The sequence below is a fragment of the Hyalangium ruber genome (assembly GCF_034259325.1).
GTDB lineage: Bacteria > Myxococcota > Myxococcia > Myxococcales > Myxococcaceae > Hyalangium_A > Hyalangium_A rubrum.
Map to the genome: position 1 here is coordinate 176,362 of NZ_JAXIVS010000006.1, position 22,190 is coordinate 198,551.

Here is a 22,190-nt window from a genome sequence, read left to right on the forward strand (position 1 = left end):
GTGTGCCTGCTGGTGGCCGGCGTGGCCCTGGCGCAGGAGCCGTCCCCGAGCGCCTCGGAGGACGTGGAGCTCGAGGCGTCCGTGGCGCCCGCGGTGCTGGAGGTGGAGCTGAGCCTGCCGCCGGGCTCGGACCCCCGGAGCCTGACCGAGCTGTTCGAGCTGGTGATGGTCCGTCGGGGGCAGGTGCTCTCGCCGCTGGCGGTGCGCCGCAGCGTGGAGCGCCTGTGGAACACGGGCCGCTTCACGGACGTGGTGGCCCGGGTGGTGGACGTGCCTGGCGGCGTACGGCTGGTGTTCCAGCTCACGCCGGTGCAGCGGCTCTCGCGGCTCGTCATTGAGGGCAACGTCGTCCTGCGGGACGATGAGATCCGCGACGCCAGTGGCCTCCAGGAAGGGGCGCCGTTGGACCCCGACGGGTTGGACACCGCCCTCGCGGCCATCGAAGAGGCCTACATCCGCAAGGGCTATGACCAGGCCCAGGTGAAGATGACCCAGGAGCCCACGCCGGGTGGCGTCGTCCTGGTGTTCACGCTCGAGGAGGGCGAGCCCACCCGGCTGGGCCGCGTGACGCTCACGGGCAGCTTCGGGCTGCCGCTGCCCCGGCTGATGGAAGCGCTGGGGCTGGAGGTGGGCGCGGTGTTCGACCGGGCCCGGCTCGATGCCGGCCTGGAGCGGCTGCGCGCGGTGCTGCGTGAGCAGCGCTACTACCGGGCGCGGGTGGGCACTCCGCTCGTGACTCCGGAGAAGGGCGTCGCGACGGTGGCTCTGCCGGTCTCCGCCGGCCCGCGCTACACCTTCCACTTCCACGGCAACCACCGCTTCCCGTCCGCGCTGCTGCAGCGCGTGCTGTCCTACGACGGCACGGAGGCGCTGGATCCGGGGATGATGGAGCACCTGGCGCGACGGGTGGCAACGTTCTACCGCTACCGTGGCTTCCACGATGTGCGCGTCACACCGCGCGAGGTGCGCCGGCCGGACCACGAGGAAGCGGTGCTTGCCTTCGACATCGAGGAGGGCCACCCGCTCGTCGTGACGCAGGTGCGGTTCCAGGGCAACCGGGCGCTGCCCAGCGGCGTGCTGCGCGAGGTGCTCGCCGAGCGCGTCCGTGCCAGCGAGCCGCTGCCCGACGTGGCGCTGCCGCTGCGGGACGATCCGCTCCAGCTCGATGGGCGCGACACGCGAGGTCCGCGCTCCCTGCCTCTCGCGCCGGATCCGCACACGGTCTTCGTGGAGGATGCGTACTTGGAGGCCGCGGAGGTGCTGACCGAGGCCTACCGCGAGCGTGGCTTCCCGAACGCCCGGGTGAGCTTCCGCCACCTGGATCTGGACGTGGCGGGGCGCACGGCGGTGGCCGAGTTCGTGGTGGAGGAGGGGCCGGAGACGCGGGTGGGCGAGGTCATCGTCGAGGGGCTGCCGGCGGGCCTCAGCGCCGAGGGGCTGGAGCTGCGCCGGGGCGACTCGCTGAGCGAGGAGGCGGTGGATCGCGCGCGCCAGGGGCTCGTGCGACTGCTCGCGCGGGCGGGCTACCTGTTCGCCCGGGTGGAGGTGGAGGCGCAGCCGGGCGGCGAGGACCCGTGGGACATGAAGGTGCGCGTGGTGGTGGAGCCGGGTCCGCAGGTGCGCGTGGGCCGCATCATCATGCAGGGCCTGGCGCGCACGGATGAGCGGACGGTCCGCGCGCACCTCGACCTGGAGGTGGGTCGCACGCTCGACCTGGAGAAGCTGGGCGAGGGGCGGCGCCGGCTCGCGCGCCTCAACATCTTCCGGCAGGTGGAGGTGCAGCTCCGGGAGCCGAACCGTCGGGAGGAGATCAAGGACATCCTGGTGACGGTGCAGGAGCGCCCTCGCATCGATGGCGAGGTGTCGGGCGGCTACTTCCTGGTGGATGGTCCACGCGTCACGCTGGATACGGCGTTCCCGAACGTGGACGGCCAGGGCCTCAACCTGCTGGCGCGCGCCAAGGTGAACTACGTGGGCTGGAGCGCGGAGGCGCTCTCCGGCAGGTACTCGCTCGACAGCGGGCAGGACGCCTCGCTTCAGGGCTGGGATGGCTTCGGCGGGCGCGGCAGCGTGTCGCTCACCCAGCCTCGGCTCAACCTGTTCCTGCCGTTCGAGATTGGCGGGCGCGCGGACTTCATCGGTGAGCGCGTCCACCGGCCCTCGTACCTCTCGACGCGGTTCGCGGCGGTGGCGGGCCTGGACTGGGCGGCGGCCCGGTGGCTGAGCCTGTCGCTCCAGTACGAGCTGGAGCACAACCGGCTGAAGTCGCGCGGCGGTGTGCTGCGGGTGCCGAGCCGGGCGGACCAGGAGCGGCTGCGCTTCCCGTACGGCGTCTTCACCCTGCACTCGCTGCGCCCGTCGGCCACGCTCGACTTCCGCGACGACCCGACGAATCCGCGCCGGGGCCTGCTCATCTCCACCAGCGCGGAGCTCACCCGCGACCTGAGCGTGGCGCCCACCGACGCACAGGGCGCCTCCGCGCCGGACTTCCCCATCAACGAGGTGAAGCTGTCCAGCAGCGTGAGCGTGTACGCGCCGCTGGGGCGCCGGGCCAGCATCGCGCTCTCCGCGCGGGCGGGGACCATCATCCAACTGACCGACGGGGCGCAGTCGATCGGCTCCAAGCTCTTCTACCTGGGCGGTTCCTCCAGCCTGCGCGGCTTCCGGGAGGACGGGGTGCTGCCCGAGGACCAGCGCGAGGACGTACGCCAGCAGCTGATCGACTGCCGCGCCATCATCGATCCGTCGGGTTGCCCCGAGGCGCTGGAGGCGGTGCTCTCCGGGCAGGCCCCCATCAGCCAGGGGGGCGAGTTGTTCACCCTCGGCAAGCTGGAGCTGCGCCTGCCGGCCGTGTCCTCGGTGGACCTGGGCCTCTTCTTCGAGGCCGGCAACCTCTGGGTGGACCGGACCAATTTCGATCCGAGCGCGCTGCGGTACACCGCGGGCGTGGGCCTGCGCTACGTCACGCCGGTGGGCCCGCTGGCCTTCGACGTGGGCGTCAACCTCGACCGGGACGAGGCCATCAACGAGCCGACCTCCCAGTTCCACTTCAGCATTGGTGTGTTCTAGGGAGGTGCGCGTGCCCACTGCCTGGAGAGCCCTGCTGGTTGCCAGCGCCACCTTCGTGGGGAGCATGGGGTGCGTCAGCGCTCCGGAGGAGGTGAAGGCCTCGACGCGGCCGAAGTGGATGCCGCCGGAGATGAAGTGCTCGTCGGATGCCATCGCTCAGATGGAGCGGATGCAGCTGAAGGTGGGGGACCGCATCCCCGTCGTCGTGGACGAGACGCAGAACCGGCCGGGCTCGGCGCACTACAAGAGCCGGTTCGTCATGTCCCTGCCGAAGGTGGAGGAGGGCGAGCTCAAGGACATGAGCATCGCGGGCTATCTGTACGTGGCCAACCACCGCGTCTTCGGCCGGTATGACCGCGCCTACGTTCGCTATTACGAGGACGGCAAGCTGCGGGACTTCTACGAGGTGCCCTTCTGCGGCGTGCTGGTGGATCCCCGGTGGGACAAGGACGGGGAGGGGATCATCTCCTACCCAGGCCCGGAGCCGGGCACGGCGGTGGTGCAGGACTCGCAGGGCGTCATCCAGGTGGTGGATCAGTTCCCCTGAGGTAGGCATCGACCGCCTCGAAGGTGCGCGAGACCTGTTGGCGGTACTCGGCCGGGTACGCCCACCACAGGCTCTGGAAGTGGAACAGGGACGTCAGCGTGGCCACCGCGGAGAGCGCCACCACGAGCGTGAATGCCCGGGGGGAGAGGAGACGAGACGCTCCGCTCCCGGCGCCCGCATGGCGCAGGTACGCCGCGAGGAACCAGACCCCCAATGGGAGGAACTCGGCGGTGAACCGGTAGGCCAGCCAGTAATAGGAGAGGATGAGCACGCACTGGGCAGCAAAGGGCAGCGCGCAGAGCACGAGCAGCTGCCGTTCCCCCGGGCGTCCCCGGAGCGCGAGCCCACCCGCGAGCCCGAGCACGAGCCACGGCGAGACGAGCAGTGGCGAGATGATCAGGGTGGTGAGGTCGCGGTAGAGCTCCGGCCGAGGAATCATCAACGGGCGGGCGAAGCGCAGGAATGGTGCCTGGGCGCTGAAGTGCTCCAGGGAGATGCGGAAGTAAGCCCAGGCGCCGCTGGGGATACGGCTCCAGTGGAACGCGCTGTCCACGCCCTGGGGCTTCGGTCCTCCGTAGGCATCGAGTGGGGCGAACGCGAGCGGCGAGCCGAAGCGTGCGTGGTTGTACCAGAGGGAGAAGAGTCCCGCGGCCAGCGTCGGAAGCAGTGCCAGCGCCACGCGCCCCACGACTCTGGACAGCGGCTGCTGCTCTCTACGCACTTGAAGCACGAGGAACCGCAGGGCGAGGCCCACGGTGAGCACATAGAGCGGCAGGCCGAAGGTCACCCGCGAGAGGAAGGCGACGCCCGTAGCCGCCGACAGCAGGGCGAGGCTTCTCCATGCTCCCGCGTCATCCCGGAGTACGCCGAGCGCGAAGGACACGCCCCACAGGGCGGCACACAGCCCCCAGAGAATGGCCTCGTGGTACAGGTTCGCGAGCGAGCCCAGGAGGACGAGCGGCGAGCCCAGGCCGAGGGCGGCCAACGACGCGAAGAACAGGACACTACGTCCTCGGGCATCGAGCCGTTCGTTGGCGGCGAGCTGTCGGCGGCAGATGGCGGCGACGGCCCACAGGCAGAGCAGGAGCGCCAGGAAGCCCGAGGCCCGAGACCAGAGTCCGTACGCGGAGGGCGCGAGCAGGTCCGGCAGCACGCGCAAGAGCGCGGGGAACGGGCCGAAGTACATGACCGTGCGCCCGCCGGAGCGCCAGGCTTCGATCTGGATGTCCTCGGGACGGACCTCCGCCGAGCCCAGGCGGAGGCTGCGCGCCAGCGAGTCGTACGCGCTGCCCAGCGCCTCGCGCACATCCCACGCGAACGTCCCCCGCGTAACGAGCCACGCCTGGAAGGCCACCAGGCAGGCGAGGACCACGAAGGTGGGCACCCCGGACGGACCCTCGCGCCAGCGTGCATGGGCGAGCATGAGCGCCGCCCCAGCGCAGGCGGCGAGTGCCACGGAAGGCGTGGTGATCCAGGCAAGCACCAGTCCCACGCCCAGGCACGGAGCGAGCGGCTTCAGGTGGCGGCCGAGTGCTTCGATCGCGCGTCGCCTCGACGGCTGCGCACTCTGGCTCTTTCCCAGGAATTCCAAGACGGCCCCAGCCCTTAGCACGCTATCCACGGCGAGGATGCCTGTGTTACTGCCGTGGAAGGCTCGCCTTCCCTCTCGCGAGCGCCGACATCAGTTTCGGGGCGTAGGTGTGCCTCGTAAGGCCACGTATGACCCCCGTCGAGCGATTTACTGCCTGGATAGTGGATGACAGCGCCCTGGAGGCGGAGGCGGTTCGGCGCGCGCTGGCGGGCTCCTGCGATGCCGAGGTGTTCCGCGACGGCCCCTCCGTCCTCGAGCGCATCTCGATGGCGCCATTGCCCGACGTCGTCGTGCTCGACTGGATGCTTCCTGGCTCCTCGGGACTCGAGGTGTGCCGCTTCCTGCGTCAGAACTGGGACGAGGCGGAGCTGCCCATCCTCATTCTCACCGCGAGGGGGACCAAACCGGATGTCGTCGAGGGGCTGTCCGCCGGAGCCAACGACTACGTAGCCAAGCCCTATGCAACCGCCGAGCTGGCCGCGCGAGTCTCGGTGCTCGTGCGGCTGCGGCGCACCCACCTGCGTGCGCTTCGGGCCGAAGCCGAGGTGCGGCAGCACGAGCAGGAGTTCCGCCGGTTGGCGGAGAACCTGCCGGATGTCGTGGCACGCTTCGATCCGCAGCACCGCCACCTCTACGTGAGCCCGAGCATCACCCGCATCTCGGCCCTTTCTCCCGAGCGCTTTCTTGGCAAGACGAACGCCGAACTCGGCATGCCCGCGCAGCAGGTGGCCCAGTGGCGCGCCGCCATCGATGCCGCGCTGCAGGGGCGCGAGGTGTCGGTGCGCTTCGAGTTTCCCGCCGAGGACGGACTCCGTCACTTCCACTCCCGGGTCGTTCCGGAGCGCGATGAGCAGGGGCGCGTGGAGTCGGTGCTGTGTATCGCGCGAGATGTAACGGCCCAGGTCCGCGCCGAGCAGGCCATGCGCGAGAGCGAGGAGCGGCTGCGGCTGACCATCGAAGCGGGGGAGGTCGGCACGTGGGATGCCCACCTCCATACCCAAGCGCTGAACTTCGATGCTCGCGCCAAGCGGTTCTTCGGGCTCTCCCCGGACCGGCCGATGAGCGTGGAGCACTTCTTCGCGGCGCTGCACCCCGAGGATCGCGAGCGCATCCGCTCCGACGTGGAGGTCGCGGTCAAGGGTGGCTTTGAAGGCGTATTCCAGCCCGAGTTCCGCACGGTGGGCTTGGAGGACGGCCTCGAGCGCTGGGTGGCCGCCCAGGGGCGCGTCATCTTCGACGTTCAGGGCAAGGCCGTGCGGTTCCTCGGGACGTTGAGGGACATCTCCAATCTCAAGCGTCAGGAGGAGGAGACGCGCAGGATGCAGGAGTTCGAGCAGAAGCTGGTGGGCATCGTGGGGCACGACCTGCGCAACCCGCTGGGCGCGATCCAGGTCTCCGCGGCCCTGCTCGAGCGGCGGCTCAGTGAGCCCGCCCTCGTGCGCAAGGCGCAGGTCATCTCCGCCGCGGCTGGCCGGGCGGGTAACATCATCAGCGACCTGCTCGATCTCACGAAGGCGCGGCTCGGCGGAGGAATCCCGGTGCATCCTCAGTCGTGCGATCTCCACGAAGTCATCCGCGAGGTCGTGGAGGAGCACAGCGCCGCGCACCCCGCGCGTCAGATCCGCCTCGGGTTGAACGACGCGGCGCAGGGCACGTGGGACCGGGAGCGCCTCGCGCAAGTGGTGGCAAACCTCTTGAGCAATGCCCTGAACTACAGCCCGCCGGAGACGTCCGTGGAGGTGGCGACGGAGAAGGCCGAGGAGGAACTTCTCGTGCGCATCCACAACGAGGGGCCTCCCATTCCCGAGGCGCTGCGCGCTCGGCTTTTCGAGCCCTTCAAGCGGAGCCTGGAGGGGCAGGTGCGGCGCGAGGGACTGGGGCTGGGCCTCTACATCGCCGAGCGCATCGTGACGGCACATGGGGGACACATCGACGTAGCCTCCTCCGCGCAGCACGGCACCACCTTCAGCGTTCACCTTCCCTGGCGTGCCCGGGAAAGCCTGGAGCGCCAGTGAAGATCTGGGTCGATGCCGATGCGTGTCCGGGACCGGTGCGAGACATCCTCCTGCGCGCCGCCGAGCGCCTGCGGGTCCCCACTGTCTTCGTGGCCAATAAACGCCTCAACCTGCCGCGCTCGGAGTTCGTCTCCTCGGTGCAGGTCGCCGGAGGCCCCGATGTGGCGGACGCGCACATCGCCGCCGCGGCCCAGGCCGGCGAGCTCGCCATGACGCAGGACATCCCCCTGGCCGCGCTGCTCGTCCCCAAGGGCGTGGTGGTGATCGACCCCCGGGGAGAGCTCTTCAGCGAGGAGAACATCGCCGAGCGCCTCTCGGTGCGGAACTTCATGCAGGAGCTGCGTGACAGCGGGGTGATGACAGGAGGGCCCGGGGGATTCTCCGCCCAGGATCGGCAGCAGTTCGCCGCCACCCTGGACCGCGAACTCACGCGGCTGCTCAAGACGCGCGGGTGACGTGTCGGTGTAGAGTCCGGGCGTGTTCTACGCGTTCATCCGTGGCCTGGTGTCCCTGACGCTGGGGCTCTTCTACCGAGTGAAGGTGAATGCCCCGGCCTCCGAGCCCGAGGGCCCGGTCATGTTCGTGGGCAACCACCCCAACGGCTTGATCGACCCGGCGCTCTTGTTCGTCATCACCCGCCGCCACGTCACCTTCCTGGCCAAGGAGCCCCTGTTCCGGCTGCCCGTCATCGGGTGGATCCTCAAGGGGCTGCGGGCGCTGCCGGTGTACCGCAAGCAGGACAATCCCACGCAGATGACGAAGAACGAGGGGACGCTGGAGGCGGCGCGCACGGCGTTGGTGCAGGGGCGCGCCATCACCATCTTCCCGGAGGGCAAGAGCCACTCGGAGCCGATGCTCGCGGAGCTGAAGACGGGCGCGGCGCGTATCGCCCTGGGCGCGGCGCGCGAGGGAGCCCCGGTGCGCATCGTCCCGGTGGGGTTCACCTACTCGGAGAAGCACGTCTTCCACAGCGCGGTGCTCATCGATGTGGGGCCCGCCATCGAGGTGGCGCCCTTCCTGAAGCTCGATGCGGAAGGCGGTGCGGGGGAGAAGGAGGCGGCGCGCCAGCTCACCGAGCGCATCGCCGGAGCGCTCAAGGCCGTCACGGTGAACCTGGAGCGGTGGGAGGACCTGCCGCTCATCCAGATGGCCGAGCAGCTCTACGCGTTCCGCCAGGGCGAGAAGACGGACCGGGAGCGCCTCAAGCACTGGGCGCGAGGGCTCCAGCTCTTCCGGACCGAGCAGCCGGAGCGCTTCGAGCAGGTACGCGCGTCCCTGATGTCCTTTCAGCGCCGACTGGAGCTGGTCCACGCGGACCCGAAGGACCTGACGCTCGTATACCGCACCGGGCAGGTGACCACGTTCGTGCTGAAGAACCTGGCGCTGCTGTGCCTGGGGCTGCCGCTGTTCCTGTTGGGGCTGGTGCTCTTCGGCCTGCCGTACCAGGTGCCGCGGCTGCTGGCGCGCAGCGCCGAGCTGGATACCCAGGCCACGGTGAAGTTCCTGGCCGCGCTGCTCATGTCCCTGCTGTGGTGGCCCGGGCTCACGGTGGCCGCGTGGCTGCTGGGCGGCTGGGGGTGGGGCGTGGCGGCGCTGGTGGGCGTGCCGCCGCTGGCGCTCTTCACCCTCTACTTCTCCGAGCGCTGGGTGGTGCTCAAGCGCGACATTGGCGTGTTCTTCACGCTGGGGAGTCGCGCGAGGCTCAAGGCCCTGCTCCTGCAAGATGGGGAGCGGCTGTCCACCGAGGTGGAGCGGCTGGCCGGCGAGTACCGGCCTCGAATGGAGCAGGCCTGATCAGCGCTGCTGGGGTACGGCTTCGCGGAAGAGCTTCGCGCCGATGATGAGCGCCACGCCGCCCAGCAGCACCGGCACGGCGTTCACCTCGATGGCGGTGGTGAGGCTGGCCACGTCGGCGATCTTCCCGATGAGGGTGGGGGAGATGGCATCCCCCAGCAGGTGGATGCACAGCACGTTGAGCCCCATGGCGAAGGCACGGAAGGCGGGCTGCACGCAGTTGACGATGGCCGCGTTGATGGGGCCGCTGTTGAGGAAGATGAGGAACTGCGCCACGCCGATGACGGCGAACGTGGCGACCTGCGACTCCAGGTTCACGGCGATGAACATGCACGGGGCCGCGAGCAGCAGCCCCAGTCCGGACATGCCCAGGCCGCCGCCCTCGCGCTTGCGGTCCAGCTTGTCGCCGAGCCACCCGCCCGACACCGTGCCCAGCAGGCCCGCCACGGCTGTCACCGCGCCGAAGAGGAAGCCCGCCTCGGACTCCGTCATTCCGCGCGTCTTCACCATGTAAGAGGGCATCCAGAAGGCGAGCCCGCCCACGGAGAACGTCATCAGCGTGTAGCCCGCCGTGGTGGCCCAGAATGCCTTGTTGCCCGCCAGCCCCGAGAGTCCCACGGAGAAGGGCATCTTCGTCTGGGCGTCCGGCCCGTCCATGGCTCCCCGCTGGGGCTCGGGCATGAAGAAGGCCATGATCGCGAGGATCAGCCCCGGGGCGCCACCGGCGAAGAAGGCCACGTGCCAGGAGTACGTCTTGCTCAGGAACCCGCCCAGGCCGTAGCCCGCCGCCGCGCCCACGGGGATGGCGATGTAGAAGAACGCCAGCATGCGGGTGCGCATGGAGCGGGGGTAGAGGTCCGAGATCATCGAGGGCGCCACCGCGCCGTAGCCCGCCTCGCCGATGCCGATGAAGGCGCGCGCGACCAGCAGCGCCACGAAGGAGGCCGCCAGGCCCGAGGCTCCGGTGGCGAGGCTCCACATGAGCACGCCGCCCGCCACCAGCATCTTCCGGGGGACGCGATCCCCGAGATAGCCGCCGAGGGGCGAGGCCAGCATCAACACGATGATGAAGACGGTGCCCAGCATGCCCGACTGGGTGTTGTTGATGTTCAGGTCCGCCTGGATGGAGGGCAGCGCGGCCGCGACGATGTACCGGTCGAGGTAGTTGACCAGGTTGATGAGGGTGAGGATGAAGAGCGCGTAGCCCGCGCGCACGGCGGGCGTGGTGGGCTCGGCGGCGGACACGGCGGGAGTCAGGTTCATGTCCGGGAGGCTCCGAAGCGGTGGGCCAGTAGCCCCCAGCGCAGGCCGCGGTCGCTCACGCGGCACTGCTCCAAGCGCAGGGCGCGCAGGGCTTCCAGCAGCACGAGCGCGCCACAGGAGATGACATCCGCGCGCTTGGGCTGGAGGCCAGGGAGCTTGCAGCGCTCGGCCAGCGGGGTGCGGAAGAGCTGCTCCACGAGCTGCTCGAGCTGGGCGCGCGTCAGCGTGCCGCCGTGTACGCGCTCGGAGTCATAGGGGTCGACGCGGTGCTGCATCGCGTAGAGCGTCGTCACTGTGCCGGCCACGCCCACCAGCTCCGCGGTCGGCGGAGGCGGGGGCAGCGAGGCGAAGGTGTCGCGCAGGAACTTCTCGACGCGCTCGCGCTCCTCGGTGGAGGGGGGATCGTTTCGGATGAAGCGCTCGGTGAGGCGGACCGAGCCCACGTCGTAGCTGTGTCGGAAGTCCACCCGGCCGGCGCTGTTGCCGTAGATGAATTCGGTGGAGCCGCCGCCGATGTCGATGACCAGCAGCGGCCCGGCCGCCTCGCTGCCGAAGTCCATGTGGGCCGAGGCGAACGAGAGCTGCGCCTCCTGCTCGCCGGAGATGATCTCCACCGTGACGCCAGCGCGCTCCTTGGCGGCTTGCAGGAACTCCGCGCCGTTCTGGGCGTCGCGCGCCGCGCTGGTGGCGGACACAGCGATGCCCTCGGCTCCGAGTGAGCGCGCCTCCTGGGCGAAGGCAGTGATGACGGAGAGCGTGGCCTCCATGCCTTCGGGAGACAGGCGGCGGCTCTGATCCACTCCTCGTCCGAGGCGGGTGATCTCGGCGCGCTCCACGACCGACTGGAAGCGACCCTCGGGAGTTCGGTCCGCTACGAGCAGGAGGACCGAGTTGGTGCCCACATCAATAGTGGCGAAACGCGGCATTGGCCGCGAGCCTACTCAACGCAGCAGCGCTTCCAAAGCCTCGGCGAGGGTCTGGTACTCGGTGTGCGTGTTGTAGAGCTGGGCGGACAGCCGGAGGTGGCGTTGGGGCGCCTGGGGCCAGGCGGTGACGGGCACCTCGATGCGCCACTCGTGGAAGAGCCGGTCCTGGAGCGGATCCAGGAAGAAGGGAGGAGGCGGCTGCAGGGGAAAGCCGTCGGGCAGGCCCACGGTGGCCATGGCGCCCACCATCTCCTCCGGGCAGTGGGGCTCCACGCCGAGGCGCTCGCAGAGCATCCGTCGCGCGGCCAGCACCTTGTCGCGGTTGTCCGCCATCAGCGCGGGCCAGCCTCCCGGCAGCATGCCGCCCATGACGCGCAGGGCGTGGGGGACGCAGAGCGCCGGGGTGGGGTCGGACGTCCCCGTCCAGTCGAAGTCCAGCCGGAAGTGCGAGCGGTCCTTGCGTGTCGAGTTGTGGCCGTGGCTCACCGAGAGGGGCTTGAGCGGTGCCTGAAGGTCTCTGCGTACGTGGAGGAAGGCCACGCTCTTGGGCGCGCACATCCACTTGTGGCAGTTGCCGGTGTAGTAGCCAACGTCCAGCTCTCGCAGGGACAGCGGCACCTGGCCCGGGCCGTGGGCGCCATCCACCAGGGTCTCCACGCCTCGCTCGCGCAGCTTGCGGGCCAGCTCCTGGATGGGGAGCACCAGCGCCGTCTGGCTGCTGATGTGGTCCAGGAGCACCAGCCGGGTGCGCGGGGTGACGTGGGCCAGCACCGCCTCGACGATGGCCGCCGGGGTGGGGTGGGGCCAGGGCAGCTTCGCCACGACGACCTTCGCGCCCCAGCGGCTGGAGGCCCAGTCCAGCGCGTTGCGCGAGGCGTTGTACTCGTGGTTGGTGGTGAGCAGCTCATCGCCGGGCTCGAAGCGCAGCGCGCGCAGCACCGTGTTCACGCCCGCGGTGGCATTGGGCACAAAGGCCAGGTTATCCGCGTCCGCGCCGACGAAGGCGGCCAGGGCCACGCGGGCCTCGTCGAGCATCGCCTCGTACTCGCGCACGAAGAAGCGCACGGGCTCGGCCTCCAGGCGCGCGCGCAGCTCCGACTGCGCTTGGAGCACTTCGGTGGGGCAGGCGCCGAACGAGCCGTGGTTGAGGAAGCGGATGTTCGGGTCGAGCGACCAGCGCGCCCGGAAGGGCGAGACGCTCATGGCGCCCAGTCGGGCGTGAGTCCACCGGCCTTGTCCATGGGCAGGGCCAGCTGATTGTTGCCCTCGGCCGTCATGACGTAGAGCCGCGGGGCGCCGTCGCGCGTGGAGGTGAAGAGGATGAGGCGGCCGTTGGGCGAGAAGACGGGCTCCTCGTTGTTGCCCTGGTCCTGCGTCAAGCGGGCGATCTTCCCGGTGTCCACGTTCACGGTGAAGAGATCGAACGCGTTGCGCTCGTCGCGCGCGGTGAACGCGATGAGGTCTCCGCGCGGCGACCAGTCCGGCGTCTGGTTGTAGTTGCCCTGGAAGGTGAGGCGCCGCGCGCCCGTGCCGTCCGCGTTCATCACGTAGATCTGCGGCGAGCCACCCCGGTTGGACACGAAGGCGATGCGCTTGCCATCCGGCGACCAGGCGGGGCTGGAGTTGATGCCGTAGGGCGTGTCGGTGACGCGCTTGGGGTCGCTGCCGTCCGCGCTGGCCACGTAGAGCTGGGTGCTCTCGCCCTGAGCCAGCGCGTAGGCGATGCGCTTGCCGTCCGGCGAGAAGGCGATGCCGGTGGCCATCTGCCCGCTGTTCTCGAGCTGGCGAGCCTCGCCCCCGGGCGCCTGGATGTAGAGGTCCGGTCGGCCACGGCGGTACGAGGTGAAGGCCACGGTGCCACCGGGCCCCAGGGCGGGCAGCAGGTTGATGCCGCCGCTGGTGACGGCGCGGGCGTTGTTGCCGTCCCAGTCGGCCAGGTACACGTCCCGGTTCTGGCCGGCCTTGCGCACGAAGGTGATGCGGGACAGGAAGGGGCTCGACTCGCGGGTGAGGTGTTTGTAGAGCGCGTCGGCCAGGAAGTGCGCCAGCTGGCGGGGCTCGGGGGTGGGCACGGAGTGGCTCACCTTGAGGTCCTCGCGACCGGTGCCCACGTTGAACAGGCGCAGCTCGCCGCGCAGCGTGCCGCCCTCGGCGCCCAGCTGCACCTTGACCAGCGACTCGGCGCCCACGTCCGTCCAGCGCGAGAAGTTGATGCTGCCCGCCGTCATGCCCTCCTTGGCGTCGGCGGTGAAGCTGGCGCGGTCCAGCACCTGGAAGAGGCCCGAGGCGCGCAGGTCGAACATGAAAGGCTCGTCGAACTCGGCAGCGGCCTTCTTCCCGCCGTCATCCACCGAGAGGGGCGCGGGGACGGCCAGGGGCAGCGGGCGGAAGTTGGCGCCAGAGATCTGGATGACGGGGGCCTGCGCGAGCGCGGCCAGGGGCAGGAGTACCAGGGAGACGAGGAGGGCTTTCACGGGCGGAACTCCAGGACGACGCCCTGCTTCTGGAGCGCGTCACGAAGATGATCAGGGGGAGGGGAGAACGGGGAGGCCTTCTTCACGGCGGCCACCACGGCGGCGTCGAACAGGTCGTTGCCGCTGGGCGTGGACAGGCTCGCCTCCAGCACCTCGCCGATGCGGCCCAGGCGCATCTTCACCTGGGCCTTGAGGTACATGCGCTCGGTGTCGGGGATGGTGTCGGCGACGTTGTAGTTGCGGCGCACCTGGGTGGAGAGCAGGGCGTAGTAGCGCTCGCCCTCGGCGGTGGCGGAGTCGCCGTCCGGATCGCCATCCTCGGCGCCTTCCAGCTCCTCTGGTGCCTGCTTCGCCGTCTTGTCGAAGGCGCCAAAGAGCCGCTTGCGCCGCTCCTCGGCGGAGGCCTCGCCCTTCTGCGGCGCGGGCTTGGGCGCGGGCTCGGGCTTCACCCCGGGCACCGGCACCGCCACCTTCTCCGGGGGCGCGGGCGTGGGAGTGGGCGGAGCAGGCGGAGCCTTCACCTCCTTGGGCGGCGGCGGGAGCTCCTCCTTGCGCGGCAGCAGCTTCTGGTCTCGCGGCTTGCCCTGGCGCACCAGGGTGGCGCGGATGACGGGCGGGTTCGGATCCACCTTCGGCCCGGAGGTGAGGAACGAGTACAGCGCGCCCAGGACCACCAGCATCGCGTGGCCACCCACGGAGACGCCGAGGAACAGCCCCATGCGCGAGGGCCGGGCAGCGAGCATGCTCTGGGAGACGGCCGGGTGCAGGGCCATGGGCTAGCGCTTCGCCTCCTTCTTGCCGCTCTTGGGCGGCGGACTGCCCTTGGACGTCGCGGCCGCCGGGGTTGGGTCCGTGATCATCCCCACATTGGCGATGCCCGCGCGCTGGGCGGCGGCCATCACCTCCACCACCACGCCGTAGGGCACGTCCCGGTCCGCGTGGAGGTACACCTCCTTGTCGGCCTGGGCCTTGGCGTTGGCGGCCAGCTTCGTCTCCAGCTCCTCCAGAGGCACCTCCGCGTCACCGATGAAGACGCGGCGCCCGGCGTCGATGGAGAGCACCACCTTCTTCTCGGTGGCCTCCACCGGAGCGGCCTTGGTCGCGGGCAGGTTCACCTTCACGCCCTGCTGGATGAGCGGCGCCGTCACCATGAAGATGATGAGCAGCACAAGCATCACGTCCACCATGGGCGTGACGTTGATCTCGCTCATGGTGGTGCGACCCTGGCCCTTGTTGCCTCCTCCCATGCCCATGGCGGCGCCTCGCTACCGGAAGAAGTGCCGCTTGATGATGTTCAGGAAGTCGGCGGAGAAGTTGGACATCTCCGTGTCGAAGATCTTGATGCGGCTGACGAACGAGTTGTAGGCAACCACCGCCGGAATCGCGGCGAACAGGCCCGCCGCCGTGGCGAACAGCGCATTACCCACTGGCGCGGCCACCGTGGCCAGCGTGGCGTTGCCCTTCTCGGCGATCTGGTTGAAGGCGTTGAGGATGCCGATGACCGTGCCGAACAGGCCCACGAAGGGCGCCGCCGCGCCCACCGTGCCCAGGAAGGGCACCCGCGCTTCCAACTCCGTAATCTGCGTCGTGGCGGCCCGGTTCAGCGCTCGCTCCACGTTTTCGATCCCGCCCAGCCGCTCGGCCATCGCCCCCTCGGTGCCCTCCTTCGTCTGGGCCAGCTTGCTCAGCTCCTCGTACCCCGCGCAGAACACCTTGGAGAGCGGGGAGCCGTCCAAGCTCTGGGCCGTCTGGTAGATGCCCTCCAGCCGCGTGGCCTTCCAGAAGGTGTCCAGGAATGTAAGTGACTGTGCGCGAGCCTTGGAGAGCTGGCGCTGCTTCATGACGATGAGGGCCCAGGAGGACACGGACACGCCCATGAGCAGCACCAGCACGGCCAGCTCGATGAGGGACGCGTCGCGGATGATCTCCAGGTAGTTCATGGCGCCGAGCGCCAGGGGCAGGTGGGACATCATGGGGAACAGGCCGTAACACTCCGATCCAGGGTGGTCAAACAAAGCCGGCTTGGCGCGAGGGCATCCGGGAAGGCTTGAATAATTCCCGACCCCCCCCGTCCTTGAGGGCACAACGGGTTGAACGCCCGGACGCCCCCAACACACGCGGTGCCTTCATGAACTCCAGACTGCTCCTCGCATTCCTCTGCGTCGCTTCACTGTCCACCGGATGCATCATCGTCGATGACGACCACCCGCCCGCTCGCCGGGGAGACGTGACCTTCATGTGGACGTTCGCGGGCCTGCGCTGCGACGGGGCGCGGGACGTGTACGGGGTGAACATCCAGATCCCCGGTGAGTCCCTCCACAACGGCGGCCAGTACGGCTGCAACACCAACAACGTGGATGGCATCGTCCTGCACGACTTCGTGCCCGGCACGTACAACTTCCAGATCCAGGCGGTGGACTACCGCAACGTGGTCATCTTCGAGGGCTCGGGTTCCTTCGTCATCAACGGCGACGCGCGGGTGAACATCGACATGGTGCCGGTGGGCAACAGCAACAACAGCTCCTACGCGTACCTGACCTGGACGCTGCCCGGGAACAAGCTGTGCAACCAGGCGGGCATCACCACGGTGGAGATCACCCTGGATGACCTGCCGCCCGAGAACTTCCCCTGCTTCCGGGGCCAGGAACTGCCGGGTCTGCAGACGCCGTACCTCGCGCCGGGCGAGCACTACATCGACTTCATCGCCAAGGACTCGACGGGCCGTCCCCTCTACTACTTCCGCGGCAGCCTGAGCACGCAGGCCTACAACCCGGTCTCCGCCAACTACCACCTCACGTCGGGCGGCGCGGCCATCTCCTGGCGGTTCTCGGACGGCTCGGTGACGTATGACTGCTTGCAGGCGGATGGCTCGCCTGGCTTCCGGGTGGGGCTCAACTTCCGCGACGTCTTCACCAACGAGCTGGTGTACGGCGAGGAGGGGGACTGGCAGGTTTGCAGCTCCAAGCCCATCACCTACAGCTTCCTGCGGCCCGGCACCTACAAGGTCATCCTGATCGCCACGACGTCCAACGGCATTCAGTACCGCTCCAACCCCAACATCCCCAACCTGGTCGTGCAGGCCGACCAGTTCCCGGGGCCCAACCAGGCGCTCGAAGTGACGCTGTTCCGCCAGTAATCCAGGTCAGCAAGGGTTGAGGGCACAGCAGGAGGGTCGGGGAGCAAGCCCCGGCCCTCTTTGCATTTGCGGGGTGGCGTGGGCGTTGGCATCAAACGTGATAGGGAGCCGGGGTATGCGGCAAGGCAGCCACAGTCCCATCGGGGTGTTCGACTCAGGCGTCGGCGGGCTCACGGTCCTCAAGGCGCTGATGGAGCGACTTCCCCACGAGAGCGCCCTGTACCTGGGCGACACGGCGCGCGTCCCCTACGGCACCAAGTCCGGCGAGGTGGTGACGCGCTACTCCCTCAAGAACGCCGAGTTCCTCATGGAGCGAGGCATCAAGCTGCTGGTGGTGGCCTGCAACACGGCCTCCGCCGTGGCCCTGCCGGCGCTGTCGGCGGCCCTGCCGGTGCCGGTGCTGGGGGTGATTGGCCCTGGCGCCCGCGCGGCCCTGCGGAAGACGCGGGGTGGCGGGGTGGGCGTCATCGGTACGCCGGGCACGGTGCGCTCCGGGGCCTACCAGCGCGAGCTGCAGGCGGCGGAGCCGAACGTCCGGGTGAAGGCGCGGGCCTGCCCGCTCTTCGTCCCGCTGGCGGAGGAGGGGTGGACCGCGGGCGAGGTGCCGCGCCTGGTGGCGCGCGAGTACCTCACGGACTTCGCCCAGGACGGCGTGGACACGCTGGTGCTGGGCTGCACGCACTACCCCCTCCTCAAGACGGTGATCGCCGAGGTGGTGGGGCCGCGCGTGGCGCTGGTCGACTCGGCGGAGGCCACGGCGGAGGCGGTGGCCGCGCTGCTCGGAGAGCGCGGCATGCTCGCCTCCCCGGGGCCCACGCCCGCGTACGGCTACTTCGTCACCGACGTGCCGGAGCGCTTCGTCGAGGTGGGGGCGCGCTTCCTCGGGCGCCCCATCCCGACGGCGGAGCAGGTGGACCTGAGCTTCTAGGCGGAGTGCCGCGCGGAGGAGACGGACTCCGCGTCCTCGGCGCTCTCCAGCAGTGCCTTGGCGGCCTGCACCATGGGGGCCTCGGTCTTGGCGGTCGAGTTCATCAGCTCCGCGGCTGCCTCCACGCCGATGTCATCCTTGCGCGGAATGAGCCCGGTGAGCCGGGTGACGATGCGCTCTGCCAGGGAGAAGAAGCCGATCATCAGCAGCGGCTTGTTCAGCCAGCCCACGGTGATGCAGTAGTACTTGTTGAAGGGCGCCGTGTGGTGGATGCGGTGGTGCGCCGGCGGCAGGATGAGGTGTACCCGCTGGAAGAAGGCGATGACGGGGGACGGCTCGTCCAGGTGCGACCACTTGTGGAACTGGTTGGTCGTCATCACCCAGAAGATCATCGAGCCCAGGAAGGCGGCGAGGAACACCCACGCGGAGCTGGTGTGCGGCATCATCACGCAGCCGATGGCCACGGGGATCGAGATGGCGCAGTTGTTACCGTTGGTCTCGATGAAGTCGTGGCGGGTGATGGCCTTCTCGTCCACGTGGTGCTCGCGGAAGGGCCGCACGAAGGCCTTGCCCAGCACGGGCATGTCCGCCGAGCCCCAGGTATCGGCCATCCAATGCACGAAGCCGGAGACGAAGTCCGAGGCCAGGTAGCCCAAGAGCACCGCGCTCAGCAGCAGCCACGGGCCCACATGGGGGTTGCCCCACAGTTGGTACACCAGGAACAGCTCGAGGGAGAGGAAGATGACGATGCTGGCGATGTCCATCGCCCGGATCGCGGGCGAGTAGCCCTTGGCCAGGACCTGAGCGTCCTGCTGGCGCAGTTTGTTCGTGACGTTGTTCTTCATCTCACACCTGGTTGGCAGCGCCGGGAACGATGTTCACGGAGGGACGTACGTAGCCTAGCCGCAATCCGGTTTTCAACGAACTGGAGGGAGGCTCGAACGGCCGGAGAGCAGGCACGCCTCTTCTTGCCCTACATCGGCGGAAAAGCGGCCTGCCGGGCGAGATTCGGACCGAAGCAGGCGACGCTTAACTTGTTTCGCTCAGGGGGCACTGCTAGCTTCCGACGCCTTCGGCATGGCGAAAACCTTCGAGAAAGCCGTCACCGGCTTCAACCACAACATCAAGCACAAGGGGAAGGTCTACCACGTCCAGACCGAGGACTCGGGGGTCAACAACCCTCACATCATCACCCACCTGTTCGTGGGTGGGAACATCCTCGCCTCGAAGAAGACGTCGTACGCCGACATCCTCAACGCCGAGAACCTGGCGGAAGTCGTTCGCGAGTTGATGGAGGAGCAGCACAAGGAGATGCTGCGCAACCTCATCAACGGCGTGTACGACAACTACGAGTCCATCGCCGCCAAGCACTACCAGCCCGGGCAGCTGGCCTCCGACATGGAGCCGCCCAAGGCGCCGGTTGCACAGCCCGCGGTCGCCAAGCCTCCGCCTCCGCCTCCCGCGGTTTCCGCGCTGCCTCCCGAGGTGGCCGCCGCTCGTGCCATGAAGGTGCAGCCGAAGATCAACGAGATCGGCGTGGAGACCCTGTTCGGCGAGGACCTCATCTCCGAGAAGAGCCTCGACGAGGTCATCCTCAGCTACCTGGCGGGCGAGGGCGAGCAGTCCTAGCCCCGTAGCTCCCTTCCCGGGCTGGCGAGCAAGGGAGGGTCACGGATTGGTGCGATGGCCCAGATGGGGCCACAATCGCGCCGCCGATGATCCAGATGTTCCATGTGTACAAGTCCTACCCGGGCGATCCGCCGGTCCTCTCGGACATCAACCTCCACGTCGAGAAGGGGGAGTTCATCTTCCTCACCGGGCCCTCGGGCGCGGGGAAGACGACGCTCCTGAAGCTCCTGTTCTGCGCGGAGAAGGCGACCAAGGGGCAGATCCTCGTGGGCGGCCGCAACATCGCGCGCATCCGCGAGTCGGCCGTGCCGTACCTGCGGCGCAACATCGGCGTGGTGTTCCAGGACTTCAAGCTGCTGCCCCAGCGCACCGTGGAGGACAACGTGGCCTTCACCCTGGACGTGCTGGGAGTGCCCCGGGCCGAGGCGCGCGAGAAGGTCCACCGCATGCTCAAGCTGGTGGGGCTGGAGCACAAGGCGCGCTCGTACCCGCTGCGCCTCTCCGGTGGAGAGCAGCAGCGCGTGGTGATTGCCCGCGCGCTGGTGAATGATCCGACCATCCTCTTGGCCGACGAGCCCACGGGCAACCTGGACCCGGCGCTCACCGTCGAGATCATGGACCTGCTCAACCAGGTCAACATCCGCGGCACCACGGTGATGGTGGCCACGCACGACAGCACGCTGCTGGCGCGCTACCAGAAGCGCACGGTGCGCTTGGAGCGCGGCTTCATCGTCTCGGACGAGGACGGCGTGAAGGCCGCGCGGCGGATGGCGGTATGAGCGCGCTGGCCAAGGTCTCCTACTTCTGGCGCTCTGCAGCCGGAGGGCTCAAGCACTCGCCCTTCGTTCACTTCATCGCCATCACCACCATCGCCATCGCCCTGTTCGCCGCGGGGCTGGCGCGCACGGCGGGGTGGGCGCTCGACGGGCTCCAGGCCTCGCTGGGCGGCGAGGTGGAGGTGACGGTGTACCTGGCGCCGGAGCTGACCGCCGCGCAGGTGGAGGAGATGCGCGCCAAGCTGGAGACGGCCAGTGGTGGCAAGGCCGTGCTGGTCAATCCGGACGAGGCGCTGTCTCGACTGTCCCGTGAGCTGGGAGATCTGGGTGACGCGCTCTCGCAGCTTCCGGAGAACCCGCTGCCGCCCTCGCTGGAGCTGTCGGTTGCCCCGGAGCAGCGCACGCCCGAAGGGCTGGAGGCGCTGGCGCTGCAGGTCAGAGCGCTGCCGGGCGTCACGGGCGTGGACTATGGCCGGGAGGCAGTGGAGCGGCTGACGGCCATCGCCCGGGCGCTGCGCTACGGAGGGCTCGTGGCCTTCGCGGTGGTGCTCTTCGCCACCGTCATCATCGTCGCCGCCACGCTCCAGCTCGCCATCTACGCCCGGCGCGAGGAGATCGAGATCCAGAAGCTGGTCGGCGCCACGGACCGCTTCGTCAAGGCGCCGTTCCTCATCGAGGGGCTGCTCCAGGGCGTCCTGGGCGCGGCGGTGGCGCTCCTGGGGCTGTGGACCTTCGGGCGGCTGGTGGGGCCCACTCTGGCCTCGCTCTTCTCGTTTCTCCTAGGGCCGGCGAGCTCCGAGTCGCTGGTACGGCCCGGGCTGGCCCTGGAGCTGGTACTGGCCGGCGGCATGCTGGGGCTGGTGGGCAGCTTCGTCGCGGTGGGGCGCTTCTCGCGGGTATGAGCCGGGCGTTCCTCCTCACGGTGCTGCTGTCTGCCACCGCCGCCCTCGCGCAGGACGAGGCGGCGGAGCGGGCAGCGGTGCGCGAGCAGATCGCCGCCCACAAGGCCACCCTGGTCCTCATCGAGTCCAAGAAGGTCTCCGTGCTGGAGGGCATGGAGCTGCTGGAGCACATGGTGGGCTTCTCCCGTAAGCGCGTGCAGGCGCTGGAGAAGGACCTGGCCGCCTTCCGCAAGCGCGTGGCCGCCGCCGAGCGCGAGGAGGCCGTGGTGCGCGAGGTGCTTCAGCAGCAGCTGCGGCGGCTCTCTCCCCGGCTGCGCGCCCTGTACCGTCTCACGCGCCGTCAGCCCGTGGAGGTGCTGCTCACCTCGCGGGACTTCTCCTCGCTCATCTGGCGCGCCCGCACGCTCGAGGCGACGATGAAGAGCGACCTGGAGCTCCTGCGCGCCGTACGGCATGTGGCCCGGTTGGAGCAACAGGCCTTGCGCGAGCTCAAGCGCCTTCAGGGCTCGCTCACCCTGCGCGCCTCCGTCCTCAAGGAGCAGGTGTCCCTCGCCGAGCAGCAGCAGGCGGCGCTCCGGGACGTGGCGGCCACGCTCTCGGGTGAGGCGGATCTGGCCAAGCGGGCGATGCGCGAGCTGGAGCAGGCCGACGAAGAGCTGTCGCGGATGTTGGAGGACATGGCCGAGGGCATCCCCACCACGGGCTTTCGTGCGCTCAAGGGCAAGCTGCCGTACCCCGCCGCGGGCGTCGTGGAGGTGGGCTTCGGCAAGGTGGTCAACCCGCTGTTCAACACCGTCACGGTGCAGAAGGGCGTGGACATCCGCGCCGCGGAGGGCAGCCCCGTACGGGCCGTGGCGCCCGGAAAGGTCGTCTATGCCGGCTGGCTGCGTGGCTATGGCAACCTGCTCATCCTCGACCACGGCGGCGGCTATCACACTCTCATGGCCCACCTGGCCACGGTGACGGGCACGACCGGGGCGGAGCTGCAGGGCGGCGACGAGGTGGGCACCGTGGGAGACACCGGCTCGCTCAAGGGCGCCTACCTCTACTTCGAGATTCGCAAGGGCGGTCAGGCCGTGGATCCGGTCCCCTGGCTGACACGGTCTCCTTAACGCGCTGCGCAAAGCCCGTGCGCCCGTT

20 protein-coding genes are annotated in these 22,190 nt (G+C 69.3%); 11 read left to right on the forward strand and 9 right to left on the reverse strand.

Features of this window, described 5'->3' with window-relative positions:
• Together SYV04_RS18785 and SYV04_RS18790 are read left to right on the forward strand one after the other, a co-directional pair.
• Positions 1 to 3,069 (forward strand): POTRA domain-containing protein, encoded by a 3,069-nt coding sequence (locus SYV04_RS18785; protein ID WP_321547202.1) that lies wholly within the window; start codon positions 1 to 3, stop codon positions 3,067 to 3,069.
• A gap of 10 nt (positions 3,070 to 3,079) precedes the next feature.
• On the forward strand, positions 3,080 to 3,616 hold the full coding sequence (locus tag SYV04_RS18790; protein ID WP_321547203.1) for a hypothetical protein: 537 nt from the start codon (positions 3,080 to 3,082) through the stop codon (positions 3,614 to 3,616).
• Here SYV04_RS18790 and SYV04_RS18795 read toward each other — a convergent pair.
• Complete coding sequence (locus tag SYV04_RS18795) at positions 3,588 to 5,207, reverse strand: hypothetical protein (protein WP_321547204.1); 1,620 nt, start codon at positions 5,205 to 5,207, stop codon at positions 3,588 to 3,590. The genes SYV04_RS18790 and SYV04_RS18795 overlap by 29 nt on opposite strands.
• A gap of 128 nt (positions 5,208 to 5,335) precedes the next feature.
• Between SYV04_RS18795 and SYV04_RS18800 the strand changes: the two genes are divergently transcribed.
• From SYV04_RS18800 to SYV04_RS18810, 3 genes are read left to right on the forward strand one after another with little or no spacing between them, the layout of a single operon-like run.
• Positions 5,336 to 7,222 carry a hybrid sensor histidine kinase/response regulator gene (locus SYV04_RS18800; protein ID WP_321547205.1) on the forward strand — a complete coding sequence of 629 codons (1,887 nt, stop codon included), beginning with the start codon at positions 5,336 to 5,338 and terminating at the stop codon, positions 7,220 to 7,222.
• Positions 7,219 to 7,677, forward strand: coding sequence for a YaiI/YqxD family protein (locus tag SYV04_RS18805; protein ID WP_321547206.1), 459 nt, complete (start codon positions 7,219 to 7,221; stop codon positions 7,675 to 7,677). Before SYV04_RS18800 ends, SYV04_RS18805 begins: the two co-directional genes overlap by 4 nt.
• Before the next feature lie 22 nt (positions 7,678 to 7,699).
• Positions 7,700 to 9,016, forward strand: a complete 1,317-nt coding sequence (locus SYV04_RS18810) for a lysophospholipid acyltransferase family protein (protein ID WP_321547207.1) — start codon at positions 7,700 to 7,702, stop codon at positions 9,014 to 9,016.
• On the opposite strand, the gene SYV04_RS18815 is transcribed toward SYV04_RS18810, so the two are convergent.
• From SYV04_RS18815 to SYV04_RS18845, 7 genes are read right to left on the reverse strand one after another with little or no spacing between them, the layout of a single operon-like run.
• Complete coding sequence (locus tag SYV04_RS18815; RefSeq protein WP_321547208.1) at positions 9,017 to 10,279, reverse strand: spinster family MFS transporter; 1,263 nt, start codon at positions 10,277 to 10,279, stop codon at positions 9,017 to 9,019.
• A complete protein-coding gene (locus SYV04_RS18820) occupies positions 10,276 to 11,205 on the reverse strand; it encodes a Ppx/GppA phosphatase family protein (RefSeq protein WP_321547209.1) in 930 nt (309 codons plus the stop codon). The genes SYV04_RS18815 and SYV04_RS18820 overlap by 4 nt, the downstream gene beginning before the upstream one ends.
• A 15-nt stretch (positions 11,206 to 11,220) precedes the next feature.
• A complete protein-coding gene (locus SYV04_RS18825) occupies positions 11,221 to 12,408 on the reverse strand; it encodes an aminotransferase class V-fold PLP-dependent enzyme (RefSeq protein WP_321547210.1) in 1,188 nt (395 codons plus the stop codon).
• Positions 12,405 to 13,679 (reverse strand): DPP IV N-terminal domain-containing protein, encoded by a 1,275-nt coding sequence (locus SYV04_RS18830; protein ID WP_321547211.1) that lies wholly within the window; start codon positions 13,677 to 13,679, stop codon positions 12,405 to 12,407. Before SYV04_RS18830 ends, SYV04_RS18825 begins: the two co-directional genes overlap by 4 nt.
• A complete protein-coding gene (locus tag SYV04_RS18835; protein ID WP_321547212.1) occupies positions 13,676 to 14,452 on the reverse strand; it encodes a TonB family protein in 777 nt (258 codons plus the stop codon). Before SYV04_RS18835 ends, SYV04_RS18830 begins: the two co-directional genes overlap by 4 nt.
• A gap of 3 nt (positions 14,453 to 14,455) precedes the next feature.
• Positions 14,456 to 14,932, reverse strand: coding sequence for a protein TolR (tolR, locus tag SYV04_RS18840; RefSeq protein ID WP_321547213.1), 477 nt, complete (start codon positions 14,930 to 14,932; stop codon positions 14,456 to 14,458).
• Positions 14,933 to 14,944: 12 nt separating this feature from the next.
• Complete coding sequence (locus tag SYV04_RS18845) at positions 14,945 to 15,652, reverse strand: MotA/TolQ/ExbB proton channel family protein (protein WP_321547214.1); 708 nt, start codon at positions 15,650 to 15,652, stop codon at positions 14,945 to 14,947.
• Positions 15,653 to 15,807: 155 nt separating this feature from the next.
• On the opposite strand from SYV04_RS18845, the gene SYV04_RS18850 reads away from it, so the two are divergent.
• Together SYV04_RS18850 and murI are read left to right on the forward strand one after the other, a co-directional pair.
• Positions 15,808 to 16,815: a hypothetical protein gene (locus SYV04_RS18850; protein ID WP_321547215.1), complete on the forward strand. Its 1,008-nt coding sequence runs from the start codon at positions 15,808 to 15,810 to the stop codon at positions 16,813 to 16,815.
• Between the two features lie 115 nt (positions 16,816 to 16,930).
• Positions 16,931 to 17,743 carry a glutamate racemase gene (gene murI, locus SYV04_RS18855; RefSeq protein WP_321547216.1) on the forward strand — a complete coding sequence of 271 codons (813 nt, stop codon included), beginning with the start codon at positions 16,931 to 16,933 and terminating at the stop codon, positions 17,741 to 17,743.
• Here murI and carF read toward each other — a convergent pair.
• Positions 17,740 to 18,588: a plasmanylethanolamine desaturase gene (gene carF / locus SYV04_RS18860; protein ID WP_321547217.1), complete on the reverse strand. Its 849-nt coding sequence runs from the start codon at positions 18,586 to 18,588 to the stop codon at positions 17,740 to 17,742. The genes murI and carF overlap by 4 nt on opposite strands.
• Positions 18,589 to 18,820: 232 nt before the next feature.
• Here carF and SYV04_RS18865 point away from each other — a divergent pair, with 232 nt between their 5' ends.
• The 4 genes from SYV04_RS18865 (at position 18,821) to SYV04_RS18880 (ending at position 22,162) form a co-directional block, all read left to right on the forward strand.
• Entirely contained in the window at positions 18,821 to 19,372 is a 552-nt protein-coding gene (locus SYV04_RS18865) for a hypothetical protein (protein WP_321547218.1), read from the forward strand.
• A gap of 86 nt (positions 19,373 to 19,458) precedes the next feature.
• On the forward strand, positions 19,459 to 20,151 hold the full coding sequence (ftsE, locus tag SYV04_RS18870) for a cell division ATP-binding protein FtsE (protein ID WP_321547219.1): 693 nt from the start codon (positions 19,459 to 19,461) through the stop codon (positions 20,149 to 20,151).
• On the forward strand, positions 20,148 to 21,050 hold the full coding sequence (locus tag SYV04_RS18875; protein WP_321547220.1) for a cell division protein FtsX: 903 nt from the start codon (positions 20,148 to 20,150) through the stop codon (positions 21,048 to 21,050). Before ftsE ends, SYV04_RS18875 begins: the two co-directional genes overlap by 4 nt.
• Positions 21,047 to 22,162, forward strand: coding sequence for a murein hydrolase activator EnvC family protein (locus SYV04_RS18880; RefSeq protein ID WP_321547221.1), 1,116 nt, complete (start codon positions 21,047 to 21,049; stop codon positions 22,160 to 22,162). The genes SYV04_RS18875 and SYV04_RS18880 overlap by 4 nt, the downstream gene beginning before the upstream one ends.
• The last annotated feature ends 28 nt before the right edge of the window (positions 22,163 to 22,190 follow it).

Excerpts from the sequence above, each read along its gene's own strand:
- ftsE (WP_321547219.1), top strand. The coding sequence starts at position 19,459 with ATGATCCAGATGTTCCATGTGTACAAGTCCTACCCGGGCGATCCGCCG.
- SYV04_RS18880 (WP_321547221.1), top strand. The coding sequence starts at position 21,047 with ATGAGCCGGGCGTTCCTCCTCACGGTGCTGCTGTCTGCCACCGCCGCC.
- tolR (WP_321547213.1), bottom strand. The coding sequence starts at position 14,932 with ATGGGCATGGGAGGAGGCAACAAGGGCCAGGGTCGCACCACCATGAGC.
- SYV04_RS18865 (WP_321547218.1), top strand. The coding sequence starts at position 18,821 with ATGGCGAAAACCTTCGAGAAAGCCGTCACCGGCTTCAACCACAACATC.
- SYV04_RS18825 (WP_321547210.1), bottom strand. The coding sequence starts at position 12,408 with ATGAGCGTCTCGCCCTTCCGGGCGCGCTGGTCGCTCGACCCGAACATC.
- SYV04_RS18815 (WP_321547208.1), bottom strand. The coding sequence starts at position 10,279 with ATGAACCTGACTCCCGCCGTGTCCGCCGCCGAGCCCACCACGCCCGCC.
- SYV04_RS18845 (WP_321547214.1), bottom strand. The coding sequence starts at position 15,652 with ATGATGTCCCACCTGCCCCTGGCGCTCGGCGCCATGAACTACCTGGAG.
- carF (WP_321547217.1), bottom strand. The coding sequence starts at position 18,588 with ATGAAGAACAACGTCACGAACAAACTGCGCCAGCAGGACGCTCAGGTC.
- SYV04_RS18800 (WP_321547205.1), top strand. The coding sequence starts at position 5,336 with ATGACCCCCGTCGAGCGATTTACTGCCTGGATAGTGGATGACAGCGCC.
- murI (WP_321547216.1), top strand. The coding sequence starts at position 16,931 with ATGCGGCAAGGCAGCCACAGTCCCATCGGGGTGTTCGACTCAGGCGTC.
- SYV04_RS18835 (WP_321547212.1), bottom strand. The coding sequence starts at position 14,452 with ATGGCCCTGCACCCGGCCGTCTCCCAGAGCATGCTCGCTGCCCGGCCC.
- SYV04_RS18820 (WP_321547209.1), bottom strand. The coding sequence starts at position 11,205 with ATGCCGCGTTTCGCCACTATTGATGTGGGCACCAACTCGGTCCTCCTG.
- SYV04_RS18850 (WP_321547215.1), top strand. The coding sequence starts at position 15,808 with ATGAACTCCAGACTGCTCCTCGCATTCCTCTGCGTCGCTTCACTGTCC.
- SYV04_RS18875 (WP_321547220.1), top strand. The coding sequence starts at position 20,148 with ATGAGCGCGCTGGCCAAGGTCTCCTACTTCTGGCGCTCTGCAGCCGGA.